The sequence below is a fragment of the Microbispora sp. CA-135349 genome, from assembly GCF_050947365.1.
Taxonomy (GTDB): Bacteria; Actinomycetota; Actinomycetes; order Streptosporangiales; family Streptosporangiaceae; genus Microbispora.
The window spans coordinates 8142865-8157708 of record NZ_CP192001.1; the positions used below are offsets into that span (position 1 = coordinate 8142865).

The following is a 14844-nucleotide window of genomic DNA, read 5'->3' on the forward strand; positions in this document are numbered from 1 at the left end:
CAAGGGTTGGGCGGATGATCGGGCTGGCGGTGATCAGTACCGGTCGTGCGCGGGCCCGATGGTGGCCTCTCGGGTCGCGATGTCGAAGACGCACCCGGCGGGCAGCAGGTGCAGCCGGACGCCGAACAGGGTGATCGGGTCTTCGTCCCCGGCGGCGTGGATGACCGTGGCGTTCCGCCCGTCGGCCACCGTGGCCACGCCGGCGCCCAGCACCTCGAAGCGGGTGCCGTCGACCAGGATCCCGGTGTTCTCGCCGATGCCGACGCCCAGGTACTCCAGGTCGAGCGCCATGGCGCTGAGCAGCCGGGGGAGCCGGCCGCGCTCGCTGAAGTGCATGTCGATGATGAGCGCCCTCGGGAGCAGGCCGAGCCCCGGTCCGGTGCGCACCGTGGCGGCGGACACGCCGGGGCCATCGCCGCCGAGGATCATCGTGCGGCCCATGGCGGTGGCGCCGGCGCTGGTCCCGGCGATGATCGCGCCGCCTGCGCGCAGCCGCTCGCGCAGGATCTCGTTGGCCCGCGAGCCGACCAGGGCGCGCAGCCGCGACTGGTCGCCGCCGGAGAAGAACACGCCCGTGGCGTCGTCGAGGAGCTTGGCCGCGTTGTCGCCGTCGGCGTCGGAGCGCCCGCGCAGCCGCAGTTCCCTGGTGTGGTCCACGCCGAGCTTGCGGAACACCCGCTCGTAGTCGGCGTGCACCTCCTCGGGCGCCCCGGTGGCCGTAGTGACCAGCACGATCCGGGCCGCCTCGCCGCCAGCCAGCTCCACGAACCGCTCGAGCAGGCCGGAACCGCGGCACTCGGCGCCCCCGATGACAAGCAGGCGGCCCGGATGACCGGGTCTATCCCCTTGGTCCGCGTCCATGCTCCCTCCTCGACCAGTTGTTACCCTTAGGCGTCGGATATCATCCGAGATGAACTAGTTCGGCCCGTATGGTCTGGTTTGGGAGCGCAAGTGCTCGCGTTACTCGGAGCGCGGGGGCGCCACACACGTGCCAGCCGCGCCCGGGGCCCGGAGCGCTGCCCGCCCGCACCGTCCCCGCCTCAGCCTCCATGCGCGCCCCGGTCGACTGCTGCGGGACTTCTACTCCGTCCGGAAACGTGCCGGGCTGGAGACGTACACGTCCGGCACGCCGCCGTCTCGCCCCTCCTCGATGTGGGCGTGCCTCCGCACGTGGCCCGCGAGATCGTCGGACACAGCGCCATAGAGGTCACAATGGACCTGTATGCGCACGCGTCTTTGGAAGAGAAGACAAAGGTGCTCAAGCGGCTCGAAGAAGAGATCGCTTGTCGGAGCCCGACAACCTCCGCCAGAGCTGGGGCGCGATCCGCAAGACCGCGGGCCTCGGAACCGTACGGCTGCACGACCTTCGCCACACTTGCGTGAGCCTCCTGCTCGACCTCGGCGTACCGCCTCACATCGTGCGAGAGATCGTCGGTCACTCCGACATCGAGGTCACGATGCAGGTGTATGCCCACACTCTCCCGACGAGAAGCGTGCGGCCCTTGGCAAGCTAGGCATTGCTCTGGGCTGACCTGGCCTGCAACTGAGAAGCGCTCCGGGTTGCCGGGGCGATTCTTTCATCAGCCATCAATAGAGCCACTTCTCGCTGTGGCGGTGCCTTGTCGGCTCCGGTTCCTCACCTCGTAGAAGCGTCAGGCGAACGCGCCGTCGGGCCTTGCGCTCTGCGATGTTCGTGTCCACGCCGATGCCTCGGTATGATCCGCCGGCGTCACGCCTGGCTCGGCGGCCATCTTGCTCCTGGATACGTAGCGGCATCGTGTTGTCGGTGCGGCTCACTCTGCAATCCTCGCGGACCCGCTCCGACACCTCAACCGTCAGGGTTGTCGTCGAAGCCAACAAAGAACGCCCCGGCCGTGATCGGCTCGGGGCGTTTGGGCTGTTCATTGAATGTGGTCAGGGGCAGGGTCGAACTGCCGACCTTCCGCTTTTCAGGCGGACGCTCGTACCAACTGAGCTACCTGACCTCGGCGGCTGCCGCCGTACGCGGTCCTGACGGGACTTGAACCCGCGACCTCCACCTTGACAGGGTGGCGAGCACTCCAAACTGCTCTACAGGACCTTTATGTCCGAGGAAGCTTTCGCTTCCCCGTGTTGTTCGGCTCGCCTAGCTTACCAGCTTCCGGGAGGTCTTCGACCTTCCGTCATCCGGTGCGCTCGACGCGCTCCACGTGCCCCCAACGGGATTCGAACCCGTGCCGCCGCCTTGAAAGGGCGGTGTCCTAGGCCGCTAGACGATGGGGGCTCAAGGCTTTCGCCCTGTTCCGTGACGCCTTCCGTCGGAGACCTCTGAAGCATAGGGGACGTTTGCCCCTGATGCCAAAGCGACCGGCGACGGCGAGCCGCTGCCGGTCGCCGTCGGCGACGGCGGGGCCTGCGGCGACCCGGGAAAAATTGTACGGCCAGGGTCCGGCTCGATATGACGCTCACACTGGATCCACTGCTCGCCGAGGCCACCGACGGTGATGTCGTCCCAGGCCTCCAGCCGGTGGCTCTTCTTGCCGAAGTAGAGCACCGAGGCCGTCAGCGGGGTGGGCTCGTCGTGTTCCAGGCCGCGCAGGCCGGCGCCTCCGGTGGATCCCTGGATCATCAGCCGGGTGCCCGAGGGCAGCAGCTCGGTGGACCGCGCGTGGACGTGCCCGCTCAGCACGAGCGGCACATATCCGGACAGGCCCCGGCCCACGGTCGGATCGTGGACGGCCACGATGTCAGCCGCGATCTTGTCCGGCGCCGAGGTGGAGGCGGACCTGGGCCAGTCACGCGGCGCCAGCTTGGCCGCGCTGGCCCGGCCCAGGTCGAGGAGGCTCTTGCTCTCGTCCCCCGCCGCCTGCACGGACTTGTCCGGGGTGAACCGCGGGTCGCCGATGCCGTAGATGCTCAGCCCCTCGACCGTGGCGGCGGAGCCGTCCAGGACGACCGCGTTCTTCTGCTTCTCGACCGCCCGCTGGGTCGTCATGGAGTCGTGGTTGCCGCGCACGAAGACGTACGGCACCCCGAGCGAGCCGATCTCCTTGACGTACTCGTTCTCGGCCTTGGTCCCGTGGTCGGCGATGTCACCGGTGTCGATGATCATGGCGACCTTGAACTGGTCCTTCAACGACTTGATCACGTTCCAGCCCAGCGGGTTGATGTGCAGGTCGGAGACGTGCAGCACGCGAATGGTGTCCGGGTCGGGGTCGAAAATCGGCAGGTTCGACCCGGCCTCGTACAGCTGGGAGACGTTGGTCACCAGCTTGGCGAGCTGGCCGCGGTATTCGGTGAACTTGGTCACGATCGACTGTGCGCTGCCGACCAGGGACGGCACGCCCGTGAGCAGCCCGGTGTACCGGGGCTCGGCGATCGAGCGTGGGTTGAACGTCAGCGCGGAGACGCCGCCGAGGACGACGACCATCGCCAGCGAGCCGGCCGCGGTCCAGGCCGCCCGCGACAGCCGCCGGAAGGCGACCATGCCGACGAGGAAACCGGTGACGACGGCGAACAGCACCGCGCGCACGGCGAGGCTCCGCAGCCCGGAGACGACGTCGGCCTCGATGGTCGCCGGCAACCGGTCGGCCCACCGGGGATTCTTGAGGATGTCCTCCGCGATCTCCGGATGGACCGCCTCGATCGTCAGGTCGAGCCGCGCCGGGCCGTTGTGGGTGTCGAAGCTGAGCGTCCCCAGAGGCCGTACGTCGATGACGGTCTCCCCGCGCCAGGACGGGGTCAGGGACATCCCGATGTCGGCGGGGCCGACCGGAGTGTCCACCTTGGCGCCGAACGCCATGCCGAGCCATCCGCCGACCACCGCCGCGAGCACGACCGCGAGCACGCGAACGAGCACACGGGCGAACCGGCTGCCGACCGTCCTGTGGGCGAACGCCCTCAACCGCGAGTTGTCCATCCCTTCCTGCCTACCCGAAACCGCGGCTTTTTTGGTTACCAGAACACAGCGTTCCGATTACCGGCCGTCCACCTGAGTCCCCAAGCGCGCCCGCATACCGGACAGAATCAGCGCCAGGCCGTGCTCGAAGGACGCGTCGGTCTGCGGGCCGCCGGTCTCGGCCATGACCGCGCGCAGGTTCGGGTACGGCACGAGGCTCTCCAGCGCCTCCGCGAACAGGGCCGGGTCGTTCGTTCCCCGCTCCTGGTCGGATTGCTCCTCCAGCACGAACCCGCCGAGGAAGCTCGCGAGCGTGCCGACGCCCCATATGGCGTCCGTGAGCGTGAACCCGACCCGCCGCAGCGACTCCAGGATGGTCTCGACGGTCTGCAGCGTGGCCGTGCCGGGGTGGGTGCCCGCGGTGAGGCGCGCGGTGTCGCGGTGCGCCTTGAACGCGCGGCGCTGGCCCCGGCACCACTCCGCCAGCCACTCCTCCCACGGCTCCCCCTCGGCGAGCGGCCGCAGCGGCTCCTGTACGGAGATCGCCTCGGCCATCTCGTCCAGGAGCTCCTGCTTGTTGCGGAAGTGCCAGTAGAGGGCGGGAGCCTGCACGCCCAGCTCGGTCGCGAGCCTGCGCAAGGTCAGTTTCTCCAGCCCCACCTCGTCGAGGAGCCGGATGGCGGTCCTGACGATCGTGTCGCGTTCGAGTGCCACGGTTGACAGCTTAACGACGTTCAATCCATGCTTAACAGCGTTAAATTTAACTCTGTTAAGGAGATGCCGTGATCCATGCGGAAGGACTGCGCAAACGGTTCGGCACGACCGAGGCGCTGCGGGGCGTCGACCTCGACGTACCGGGCGGCTCGGTCTGCGGCCTGCTCGGGCCCAACGGCGCCGGCAAGACGACGATGGTGCGCGTCCTCACGACGCTGCTGCGCCCCGACGGCGGCTCGGCCCGGGTGGCCGGGTGCGACGTGGTCAGGGACGCCGAACGGCTCCGCTACCGCATCGGCCTCGCCGGCCAGCACGCGGCGGTCGACGAGCTGCTGACCGGACGCCGCAACCTGGAGCTGTTCGGCCGGCTCTACCACCTGCCCCGCCGTACGGCTCGCAGCCGGGCCGAGGAACTGCTGGAGCGGTTCGGCCTGGCCGAGGCGGCCGGCCGCCCGGTGCGGACCTACTCGGGCGGCATGCGCCGCAGGCTCGACCTGGCCGCCAGCCTCATCGTCTCGCCGCCGGTGCTGTTCATGGACGAGCCGACCACCGGCCTCGATCCCCGCAGCCGCCTCGCACTGTGGGACGAGCTGCGCCGGCTCGTCGCCGAGGGGACGACCCTGCTGCTCACCACGCAGTACCTCGACGAGGCCGACCACCTGGCCGACCGGATCGCCGTCATGGACGCCGGGCGGGTGGTCGCGGCCGGATCCCCGTCCGCGCTCAAGGCGAAGGTGGGCGGCGACCGGGTGAGCGTCACCTTCCGCGAGGCCGCGGACCTGGCTCCCGGCGTCGAGGCGGTGCGCGGGGTGCTCCCCGGCGAGCCCGAGATCGACACCACCGAACGGCGGCTCATCGTGCCCGTCTCGGACGGCGCCGCCTCCCTGGTCAGGGTCGCCGCGGCCCTCGGCGCCGCCGGGATCGGCGTGGAGGACCTGGGGCTGCGACGGCCGACGCTGGACGAGGTGTTCCTGGCGCTCACGGACGCGCCGGCCAAAGAGAAGGAGGCGGCGTGATCACCATGATCACTGTGGAACCCCCCGCGACGAGGGCGCAACGGCTGCGCTGGGCCCTGAGCGACACGTTCGTCATCGCGGGGCGCAGCTACTCCCAGCTGCGCGCCCAGCCCGGCCAGATCGCCGCCGAGCTGGTCGCGCCGGTCATCATGACCGTCCTGTTCGGGTACGTCTTCGGCAGCGCGATCAGCCTGCCCGGCGGGGGCGACTACCGGAACTACCTGATGCCGGGCATCTTCATGCAGGTCATGGCCCTGTCCGCGGTCGCCGCCGCGACATCGGTCGCCGAGGACATGGCGCGCGGCATCATCGACCGGTTCCGCGCCCAGCCCATCGCACGCGGGGCCCTGCTGGCCGGGCGGAGCCTCGCGGACCTGTCCAAGGACTGGCTGTCGCTCGCGATGATGGCCGTCTGCGGCCTGCTGATCGCGGGGTGGCGTCCGCGCGGCACCCCTCTGGAGACGCTCACCGGCTTCGCGCTGCTCGCCCTGTTCGGGTACGCGATGATCTGGGTGGGCACGTTCATCGGGCTGTTCGCGAAGAACGGCGCGCAGGCGGACGCCGCGACGTTCGGCTGGCTGTTCCCGATGACGTTCCTGGCCAACGCGTTCGTGCCGCTGGAGGGGCTGCCCGGGTGGCTGCGGGCGATCGCCGACTGGAACCCGATGAGCGCGGTCGTCTCGGCCGCCCGCGAGCTGTTCGGCAACCCCGGCTCGGCCGCCGCCTCCTGGCCGCTCCAGCACCCGGTGACCGCGTCGCTGTGCTGGTCGTTGCTCATCATCGCGGTGTTCGCGCCGCTCGCCGTACGGCGCTACCGCACCGCCGCCTCGCGATGACACGATGAGACGGTGATCGACGTCCCGCTGAAGAGGTTCGAGGAGCTCGTGGCCGAGGCGCTCGACACGATCCCTCCGGATCTGGCAAAGGTCATGAACAACGTCGTGGTCGTGGTGGTGGACGACCCGCCCGAGCCCGGCCTGCTGGGGCTCTACACGGGCATTCCGCTCACCGAGCGGGGCGACTGGTATTCGGGGGTTCTCCCCGACCGGATCGAGATCTACCGGAACCCGACGCTCGAGATCTGCGAGACCGAGGACGCCGTCGTCGAGGAGGTTCGCATCACCGTTGTGCATGAGATCGCCCATCACTTCGGCATCGACGACGACCGGCTGCACGAGCTCGGCTGGTAGGGCCGTTCTCGCCCGCCGGGTGTCGCTTCGCGTTCGCGGCCCGCGAAAGCGGACCGTCAGCGGGTTGCAAAAATCGCAGCCGGCGGGCACTGTAAGTGACATGTTGACCACGCTGTGTCAGATCCAGTCGCCGCTGCGGACACCGGCGGCATCGAGCGGCGTCGGGCTGCGGAGCGACCTCTGCTGAGTGAGACGGCGGACACCAAGACCGGCAGGCTGTCCGGCCGGCACCGCCGTTCCCCCGAGGTGCGGACCACCTATCGCGAGGTGGTCGCGGTCCCCGAGTTCCGGGCCCTGTGGCTCGGGCAGGGCATGTCGCTGCTCGGCGACCAGCTCGCCCAGGTGGCGCTCGCGGTGCTGGTCTACAGCCGGACCGCGTCGCCGCTGGCGACGGCCGCCGTCTACGCGCTGACCTACCTGCCGCCCATCCTCGGCGGGCCGCTGCTGGCCGGGCTGGCCGACCGATACCCGCGCAGGCGGGTCATGCTCTGGTGCGACGCGCTGCGCGCCCTGATGCTGGCCGCGATGGCCCTGCCCGTCACCCCGTTCCCGGTGCTGTGCGCGCTGGTCTTCTTCGTGGTCCTGCTCGGCGCGCCGTTCTCGGCCGCCCGCGCGGCGCTGCTGCCCGAGGTGCTCGAGGGTGACCGGTACGTCGTGGGGTCGGCCCTGCAGAACGTGACCAACCAGGCCGTGCAGATGCTGGGGTTCGCCGCCGGGGGTGCGGCGATCGCGGCGCTCGGGCCCTATCGGGCGCTGGCGCTGGATTGCGCGACGTTCCTCGGATCGGCCCTGGTGATCGTCGCGGGGGTGCGGCACCGTCCGGCGCCGCTGCGGGAGGACGGCGAACGGCCGTCCATGTGGCGGATGACGCTGTCCGGCGCGCGTCTGGTGTTCGGCGAACGGCGGCTGCGCACGCTCGTCCTGTTCGCCTGGCTGTGCGGGTTCTACGTGATCCCCGAAGGCATCGCGGTGCCGTACGCCGCGGCGCTCGCCGACGGGAAGCTTCCCGTCCCGGTGATCACGGGCCTGCTGATGGCGGCGATGCCGACGGGAACGGTCATCGGCGCGTTCTTCTTCGGACGGTTCGTCACCCCGTCGGGGCGGCTGCGCGGCATGGGCTGGCTGGCCATGCTCACCTGCGCGCCGCTCGTGCTCTGCGTGATCCGGCCGCCGCTGGAGGGCGTGCTCGCCCTGTGGGTGTTGTCCGGCGTCGGCGGGGCGTACCAGCTCGCGGCCAACGCGGCCTTCGTCCAGTGCGTGCCCGCGTCGGGACGGGCCGCGGCGTTCGGGCTGGTGCAGTCGGGCCTGCTGGCCGCCCAGGGCGTCGGCATCCTCGTCGGAGGCGCAGCCGCCCAGCGGCTCGGTCCAGAGGCCGTCGTGACGCTGGCGGGCGTGGCCGGGCTGTGCGCCGCGGCTGTGCTCGCCATGCTCTGGACCGAGTCGCGCAAGGAGATCATCGCCAAGGTCCGGGCCGCCGCTACCTGAGTCAGGCCTGCGGACCCTGGTTCTGCGAGTCGCCGGTGGAGGACCGGCCGTACGGGTGCTCCTCGTAGCTCGGGGCCTGCGGGGGGTAGGGGGTGCCGGTGGAGCGGCCCTGGTTCCAGCCCTGCTGGACGTTGTCCCACTTGGCCTTGGCGTCCTGCCAGACGTGGCCGTCCTTGTTCTTGTGGATGAGGTCCTGGACGATGGAGGTGTTCTTGCCCTCCTCGGGGAGGAGGAGCCAGGCGACGGCGTAGACGCCGACGCCGAGGCCGCCGAAGAAGCTCGCGACGGCGAGCCCGAGGCGCAGGATGTTGGCGTCGATGCCGGTGTACTCGGAGACGCCCGAGCACACCCCGGCGACGATCCTGCCGTTCCGAGTGCGGTGGAGCTGCTTGACCGAACCGTTGGTGTTCATCTCGTTCATACCTCCACAGTGCCTCTTCGGGGGGTTGGCGCACATCGGGATTCCCCCTGGCACTACCCCGAGGGAGCCCGGATACCCTGGCGCCATGGACGACCTCCTCGAACTCGACGACCAGCTCGACCCCGAGCACCGCCTGGTCAGGGACTCCGTAAGGGAACTCGTCTCCGGCAAGGTCCTCCCCCACGTCGGCGAGTGGTTCGAGCAGGGCACGTTCCCCGCCCGCGAGCTCGCCCCGGCCCTGGGTTCGCTCGGCCTTCTCGGCATGCACCTTGAGGGGTACGGCTGCGCCGGGCTCGACGCCGTCTCGTACGGCGTGGCCTGCCGGGAGCTCGAGGCGGGCGACTCGGGGCTGCGGTCGTTCGTGTCCGTGCAGGGGTCGCTGGCGATGTTCCCGATCTGGAAGTACGGCTCGGACGAGCAGAAGCAGGAGTGGCTGCCCCGGCTGGCGTCAGGGGAGGCCATCGGCTGCTTCGGCCTGACCGAGCCCGACCACGGGTCCGACCCCGCCGGCATGCGCACCACCGCCAAGCAGGACCCGTCAGGCGACTGGATCCTGAACGGCTCCAAGATGTGGATCACCAACGGCTCGATCGCCGACGTGGCCGTCGTGTGGGCACGGACCGACGAGGGGATCCGGGGTTTCGTCGTCCCCACCTCGACCCCCGGCTTCTCCGCCGCCGAGATCCACCGCAAGCTCTCGCTGCGAGCCTCGGTCACGGCCTCCCTGTACTTCGACGACGTACGGCTGCCCGCCTCCGCGGTCCTGCCGGGCGTCGCCGGGCTGAAGGGCCCGCTGTCGTGCCTCACAGAGGCGAGGTACGGCATCCTGTGGGGCGTGGTCGGCGCGGGCCGGGCCTGCCTGGAGGCGGCCGTGGACTACGCCACCACGCGGGTGCAGTTCGGCAGGCCGATCGGCGGCTTCCAGCTCACCCAGGAAAAGCTGGCCTGGATGGCGGTCGCGCTCGGTCAGGCCGGGCTCACGGCCCTTCACCTCGGCCGGCTCAAGGACGCCGGGAAGCTGACGCCCACCCAGGTCAGCTTCGGGAAGCTGGCCAACGTCCGGGCCGCGCTCGACATCGCCCGCGAGGCGCGTACGGTGCTCGGGGCCAACGGGGTCACCCTGGAGTATCCGGTCATCCGGCACATGACCAACCTGGAGTCCGTGCTCACGTACGAGGGCACCCAGGAGGTGCATCTGCTGACGCTGGGCAAGGCGCTCACCGGTCTCGACGCCTTCCGCTGACAATCGCCTCGCCGAAGACGCGGTACTCTCTGTACCCTGCATCTTGGGGAGTGTTCTGCGGATCACGCCGCGACGCGGGCGGGTTCTGCGGGGCACGACCAAGGGGTGCTAGCTCAATGGCAGAGCTGCGGACTTTTAATCCGTCGGTTCAGGGTTCGAGTCCCTGGCGCCCCACCCTCAGTGAACTGGGCAGACTCCCGAATCATGATCGATCGGAAGCCTGCCCGGTTGCATTTCTGGTTGCATTTCTGGTTGCAGTTGTGCAGTCGCCGGTTCACTCGTCCCACAGCGCCCAGTTGGGCCAGGGCCAGGCGGGTCGCGGTGATGTGGTCGGCGGCGGTGTTGGACCCGGCGTTGCCGGGCCGCAGCAGCAGGGCCAGTGGTTCCCCGCAACCGCCCGCGCCGTGGTCGGCGAAGACCGTCATCGGGTGGAACCCGAAAGTCTTCTTCCAGGTCGGCGCGGCCTGTTGCTTATCGGAGTGGGCGATGACGATGGTCGCGTCGATGTCCAAGGGGATCAGCTCCCCGTCCGCGCCGGGAGCGGCGTTACCCGCCAGGGCCCAGGCGCGCTGCCGGGCGGCGGCACGTGCGGCGCGGAGCACCATTGGAAGGTGATCGGTGTGTACGTGGGGCAGCGCCGCTCGGAGAACGATGACATTGCCGTGGGCTACGCCGTTCGGATCGCCGACATCGACATGGAGGCTGACAGCTGGTCGGTGCTCCTCAATCAGCAGAGCTGAAGATCGCGCCTGCTAGGGCGTGTATCGAAAGCGCCGGTCACAGTCACCCGTTGCTCTGAGCAGGGGTAAACCGCTACTTCAGCGGTGGATGTGGCGGGTACGGTGTGGCTGTGGCCGGTGATCGCGCGCAGCGGCGGCTTACGGAGACAGGCGCGCGGACACGAAGGAGCGAATGGTGCCAGGCGCTGTACTGCGAGGGGTGACTTTGGACTGTGCCGACCCGCAGGTGCTGGCGGGCTTCTACGGTGCACTGACCGGGATGCGCGAGCTCTTCAGTACGGACGAGTTCGTCGCTCTGACGGACGACTCCGGCTGTGATCTGGGATTCCAGAGGGTTGACGGATACCGGGCTCCGCAGTGGCCGGGTCAGGACGTGCCACAACAGTTCCACCTGGATTTCCGCGCTGACGACCTCGATGCGATGGAAGAGCTGGCGCTGGAACTCGGCGCGGCCAAACCGGCCCATCAGCCCGGCGACGGACGCTGGCGGGTACTCCTGGATCCGGCTGGCCACCCCTTCTGCCTGACGTCTTCCTGACATCCCCGGCGTTGACAGGTATCCCCCGTCAGACGCCGTAGCGTTCAGGCGTGGTCGGGCGGTTCATCAGCTGCTGGCCGCCTCGGAGAGGGCATGGCGTCGGCTGTGCTGGTCACAGCCACTCGTTTATGGCCGCGACGAGGACGGTCGCCTCGTAGCGGACCGCGAGCTTGTCGTACGCTCACCTATCGAGGCGCGTCGCCGTTGGTCACGCACTGGAACTTCGATTCCCTCTGCCCAGGTCATCGATCGCATGGCCGCCGAGCTCACCCGTACGATCACGGACCGAATTCAGACCGGAGAGCTAGGTCCGATTTCTACTCCACTTGGAGCGCTTCAGCTACTGAATAGGGCGGTGCCAAGGTCGCCTGCGCTGACATAGCCTCCTCGCCGGACACGCTCCCGGTGTCCCGACAGGCCCCGGATCTGCACCGCGAAGCACCACGAGCCGTGCCCGTCCTCGAGCAGCCTCGGGCACCGCCCGCTCCGTTCGGTGCACCCGCACCGTTTGTAGACCACTGGATGGGTCTCACGCATCGCCATCACCTTCCTCCCAGAGAGAGGAACGACAATCCGTCGAGCGCCGAGCGTTGATCCGCCCTGCGGTGCGGGCGCCGGTCAGGTCGTGCGCCGAGCTCGACGTACGCGACGAGGTCGACGGCGTATTGACCCGGTGTGCCGGCAATCAATCGAGGTAAATGGTTGATCGGAGGGTAGGAGCCTACGCGGCGGGATGGTTCGTGGGGAGTATCTGATGGGCAGATCAATCCTGAGCGAGCGGCTGGAGCGCGCAAGTCCAGGGAGGGACACCAGTTCTCACAAACGGTGGTGGAATCTCGCCATGGTGCTGGCCGCCGCGGTTGCGGGCCAGGTGCTTGTCCGCCGACTGCTGAGACGCGTGCGTTCTATCTCCGGTGACCTCGCCGAGATCAACGTCAGCGATGAATACGCCCAAATCGCTCAGCAGCATGGCCCGCAGGAGGTGACGCAGCTGGTCGACACCATCAACGTGAGCTTGGACATGCTGGACCGTGAGCGGCAGTTCGCCTCCAATATCGCCCACGAGATCCGCTCCCCGTTGGCCGGGATACGCGTCACGGTGGAAGAAGCGACTACTCGTCCCGGCGAAGCAGACTACCCCCGCGTGCTGGAGGCGGTACTACGTGGAGTGGATCGACTGGATGCGCTGGCTACCGCACTTCTTATGATCGCCCGTTCCTGCGCCGCCCAAGCCGACTGGGAACGGATCAACCTGTGCGAACTGGTCAGGCAGGAGGTCGCGGACCGGAACGACCCCATCTCGATCGAAGTCATCTGCACTCCCGGTGTCGAGGTCACAGCCATGCGCACGCGGATCTGCCAGATCATCACCAATCTGCTGGACAACGCTCAGCACCACGCCACCCACCAGGTGCAGGTCCACGTCGGCCGCAGCGACGGCAATGCCCGCCTGGCGGTGTCCGACGATGGCCCCGGCGTGCCGGACAAGGACAGGGAACGCATCTTCGACCGGATGTACCAGCTCAAAGCCATTTCCCAGCGGGGCGGCCCCGGCACCGGCCTCGGCTTGACCATCACCCGGGACATAGCGAAAGCCCACCACGGAGCCGTCTGGGTCGAGCCCTCCCCGCTCGGCGGCGCCTGCTTCATCCTCCAATTGCCCATCGCCGCCCCCTGAACCACCACCGGCGTACAGGGCAATGGCGTCCAAACTGGAAACTGTTCTGATTTATCAACCTCGGACCGAACGTCTGACGTCACGGCTACGCGAGGGGTTGAGACTCAGCTTGAAAATCGTTGGCCGCTGAAACCATGAGCGGTCACAGGCAGGCGGGGTGCCGGCCAGCGCGCCGGGCAGTCTCGGCCAGTTCGTTCAGGGACCGTCGTCCAGGCGGGACAGCGGCGCCGATGCTGCTCTGTCGTTTCGCACCGCCCAGCGCCCCTGCCGGTACAGCCTCCGTCATCGGCTCTGAGGTTCGACTACGGTTGGCTCCCGTCCTTGGCCCGCGGGGCACCGTGGACGGGGCATGGTGGCCCCATTCCCATGACGCCACGGTGGAGCTACCGAATCTCATCGCCGCCGTCGACCAGCGACTGGGTCTGACGACGCTGCGCGTCGCCGTGCACGTCGACGCATGGGACCACATCCCCCACCGTGTCCAGGCCGGCGGACGCCAGGTCAAAGTGGGCTGGTTCGACAGCGCCGATCCTCGCCTCGTCACCCTGACGTTCGCGGAGGCTGGGCCCGTCATCCTGCTTGTCGTCCCGCCATACACCGCGGCGGCCGCGCTCATGCTCGCCAGTCAGGGCACGACCGGCCTGCTCCCAGTCGACCTCCTCACCACCGCAGTCCACCAAGCCGGCGATACACGGGATGCGGGCGGGGAGAACGAGGGAGTGCACATCAGTACGCTGCCGGCGGACCTGCTCGACGGGTGCCGACACCGCCGATCTGGCGCCCACCTGCCAGGCCTGCCACCACAGACCCCGCCTCGTTGCCGGCCGGAGCATTCCGTCTCCACCCGCGACCCCGCGCCACTTGGCAGAGCCGACCCGCCGGTTCCGACGACCATCCGGCTGTCCGGTGAAATCGACATCTTCACCAGTCCCGACCTGCGCGAGGATCTGCTCGACGTCCTGCGTTACAGCAGAAGCCTGCTCATTCTCGACCTGTCGGGTGTTGCGGCATGCGACGCCTGCGGGCTGGGAGTCCTGGTCGGCATCCAGCGCCGCGCCAAGACGATGGGGATCACCCTCTCCCTGACCGCAGCCCGCCCGCACATGTCTCGGTTACTACATGTAACCGGCCTGGACCGCACCATCCCGATGCTGACGTAGCCGAAGGCCCGGACCCGCGACGCACGCGGCAAGCCCCCGCCGTAGGAGAGGCGGGGCCGCGAACGAGCCCAGCCGGGGTGGGCCCGGAAGACGAAGGCGAGGCGTCGTCGTAGCCGCACGGGTCCTACGCGAGGGTTCAGAAGCTGCTGATCCGTGTCCTCGCGTAGGGAGCGAAGCGGGCTGCCACCACGTGCCTGAAGTTGACCACGTAGGTGAATGTGCCCGGCTCGCCCTCATGGGAGACCTGAAGGGACACGACGGCGCCCTGCTCCATCCAGCTGACGAGTCTCTCGGCTGCGGGCGTCGTGCCGTGCACGCGGAGAATCAGTTCCTTTTCCTTGCCAACACTCAGCAAGTAGAGCAGCCCGGTGGGAGCGTCCATGGTCATACGCTGCTCCTCATCGTAAGGATCGACCGGGTCCACGTGGGTATCCCCGCAAAGCCCCCCGCGTAGCATGCGCGTCGCCGCTTCGGGGGCTCCGCGAAGCTCTTCCCGTAGCCGTGCCGTCACGGGCCCTGCCGCCTACCAGTCCGTTACCGGTCCTGGATCGCTTGCTGTGCCCTTCGTGGCTCCGGCCTGCGGGTGCCGACGCGGGCACCGGGTACACGTCCGTACGGATGGCCGTTCGTGGCCCGGGCCCCTTGATGGTTGCCGCTCCCTTGGAAGGCTCTGTCTGTGATCCTTAAGCGTGCGTCCGCACCCCCTGTGGCACTCCTGCGCAGGCTGGCGACAGCCGCGCACTGGCTGACGTCGCCGCTGCTTCCCGAGGACTACTTCGGGT

General features: G+C 68.9%; 14 protein-coding genes, 4 tRNA genes and 1 pseudogene. 10 read left to right on the forward strand and 9 right to left on the reverse strand.

Going from position 1 to position 14844, the window contains the following annotated elements; all coding sequences use genetic code 11:
- Positions 1-33: 33 nt before the first annotated feature.
- On the reverse strand, positions 34-861 hold the full coding sequence (locus ACQPZZ_RS37445) for a cyanophycinase (RefSeq protein WP_432926936.1): 828 nt from the start codon (positions 859-861) through the stop codon (positions 34-36).
- Positions 862-1283: 422 nt separating this feature from the next.
- On the opposite strand from ACQPZZ_RS37445, the gene ACQPZZ_RS37450 reads away from it, so the two are divergent.
- Positions 1284-1514: a tyrosine-type recombinase/integrase gene (locus ACQPZZ_RS37450; RefSeq protein WP_432926938.1), complete on the forward strand. Its 231-nt coding sequence runs from the start codon at positions 1284-1286 to the stop codon at positions 1512-1514.
- A 397-nt stretch (positions 1515-1911) separates the two neighbouring features.
- On the opposite strand, the gene ACQPZZ_RS37455 is transcribed toward ACQPZZ_RS37450, so the two are convergent.
- The 5 genes from ACQPZZ_RS37455 to ACQPZZ_RS37475 form a co-directional block, all read right to left on the reverse strand.
- A tRNA-Phe gene (locus ACQPZZ_RS37455) sits at positions 1912-1985 on the reverse strand.
- Between the two features lie 20 nt (positions 1986-2005).
- Positions 2006-2080, reverse strand: a tRNA-Asp gene (locus ACQPZZ_RS37460).
- Positions 2081-2190: 110 nt separating this feature from the next.
- Positions 2191-2263 (reverse strand) — tRNA-Glu (locus tag ACQPZZ_RS37465).
- Positions 2264-3898, reverse strand: a complete 1635-nt coding sequence (locus ACQPZZ_RS37470) for a metallophosphoesterase family protein (protein WP_432926940.1) — start codon at positions 3896-3898, stop codon at positions 2264-2266.
- 57 nt (positions 3899-3955) lie between these two features.
- Entirely contained in the window at positions 3956-4591 is a 636-nt protein-coding gene (locus ACQPZZ_RS37475) for a TetR/AcrR family transcriptional regulator C-terminal domain-containing protein (RefSeq protein WP_432926942.1), read from the reverse strand.
- Positions 4592-4659: 68 nt separating this feature from the next.
- On the opposite strand from ACQPZZ_RS37475, the gene ACQPZZ_RS37480 reads away from it, so the two are divergent.
- The 4 genes from ACQPZZ_RS37480 to ACQPZZ_RS37495 all read left to right on the forward strand — a co-directional run bounded on the left by ACQPZZ_RS37480 (position 4660) and on the right by ACQPZZ_RS37495 (position 8282).
- Positions 4660-5607, forward strand: coding sequence for an ATP-binding cassette domain-containing protein (locus ACQPZZ_RS37480; RefSeq protein ID WP_432926944.1), 948 nt, complete (start codon positions 4660-4662; stop codon positions 5605-5607).
- A 5-nt stretch (positions 5608-5612) separates the two neighbouring features.
- Positions 5613-6443, forward strand: coding sequence for an ABC transporter permease (locus ACQPZZ_RS37485; RefSeq protein ID WP_363642577.1), 831 nt, complete (start codon positions 5613-5615; stop codon positions 6441-6443).
- A gap of 12 nt (positions 6444-6455) precedes the next feature.
- A complete protein-coding gene (locus tag ACQPZZ_RS37490; RefSeq protein ID WP_363642423.1) occupies positions 6456-6797 on the forward strand; it encodes a metallopeptidase family protein in 342 nt (113 codons plus the stop codon).
- Between the two features lie 114 nt (positions 6798-6911).
- On the forward strand, positions 6912-8282 hold the full coding sequence (locus ACQPZZ_RS37495) for an MFS transporter (protein ID WP_432926946.1): 1371 nt from the start codon (positions 6912-6914) through the stop codon (positions 8280-8282).
- A gap of 1 nt (position 8283) precedes the next feature.
- On the opposite strand, the gene ACQPZZ_RS37500 is transcribed toward ACQPZZ_RS37495, so the two are convergent.
- The gene (locus ACQPZZ_RS37500; protein WP_363642419.1) at positions 8284-8703 is read right to left on the reverse strand and encodes a PspC domain-containing protein; all 420 of its coding nucleotides are present in this window, start codon (positions 8701-8703) and stop codon (positions 8284-8286) included.
- 85 nt (positions 8704-8788) lie between these two features.
- Here ACQPZZ_RS37500 and ACQPZZ_RS37505 point away from each other — a divergent pair, with 85 nt between their 5' ends.
- Positions 8789-9946: an acyl-CoA dehydrogenase family protein gene (locus tag ACQPZZ_RS37505; protein WP_363642417.1), complete on the forward strand. Its 1158-nt coding sequence runs from the start codon at positions 8789-8791 to the stop codon at positions 9944-9946.
- A gap of 102 nt (positions 9947-10048) precedes the next feature.
- Positions 10049-10120: transfer RNA gene (locus tag ACQPZZ_RS37510), tRNA-Lys, on the forward strand.
- Between the two features lie 119 nt (positions 10121-10239).
- On the opposite strand, the pseudogene ACQPZZ_RS37515 reads toward ACQPZZ_RS37510, so the two are convergent.
- A pseudogene (locus ACQPZZ_RS37515) lies at positions 10240-10536 on the reverse strand (transposase); the annotation flags it as partial.
- A 349-nt stretch (positions 10537-10885) separates the two neighbouring features.
- On the opposite strand from ACQPZZ_RS37515, the gene ACQPZZ_RS37520 reads away from it, so the two are divergent.
- The 3 genes from ACQPZZ_RS37520 to ACQPZZ_RS37530 all read left to right on the forward strand — a co-directional run bounded on the left by ACQPZZ_RS37520 (position 10886) and on the right by ACQPZZ_RS37530 (position 14062).
- Entirely contained in the window at positions 10886-11224 is a 339-nt protein-coding gene (locus tag ACQPZZ_RS37520; protein ID WP_231513981.1) for a VOC family protein, read from the forward strand.
- Between the two features lie 841 nt (positions 11225-12065).
- Positions 12066-12902 (forward strand): sensor histidine kinase, encoded by an 837-nt coding sequence (locus tag ACQPZZ_RS37525; protein WP_432926950.1) that lies wholly within the window; start codon positions 12066-12068, stop codon positions 12900-12902.
- Between the two features lie 230 nt (positions 12903-13132).
- Positions 13133-14062: a DUF5994 family protein gene (locus ACQPZZ_RS37530; RefSeq protein WP_432926952.1), complete on the forward strand. Its 930-nt coding sequence runs from the start codon at positions 13133-13135 to the stop codon at positions 14060-14062.
- Positions 14063-14198: 136 nt separating this feature from the next.
- On the opposite strand, the gene ACQPZZ_RS37535 is transcribed toward ACQPZZ_RS37530, so the two are convergent.
- Positions 14199-14486, reverse strand: coding sequence for a hypothetical protein (locus ACQPZZ_RS37535; protein ID WP_432926954.1), 288 nt, complete (start codon positions 14484-14486; stop codon positions 14199-14201).
- Positions 14487-14844: the final 358 nt, after the last annotated feature.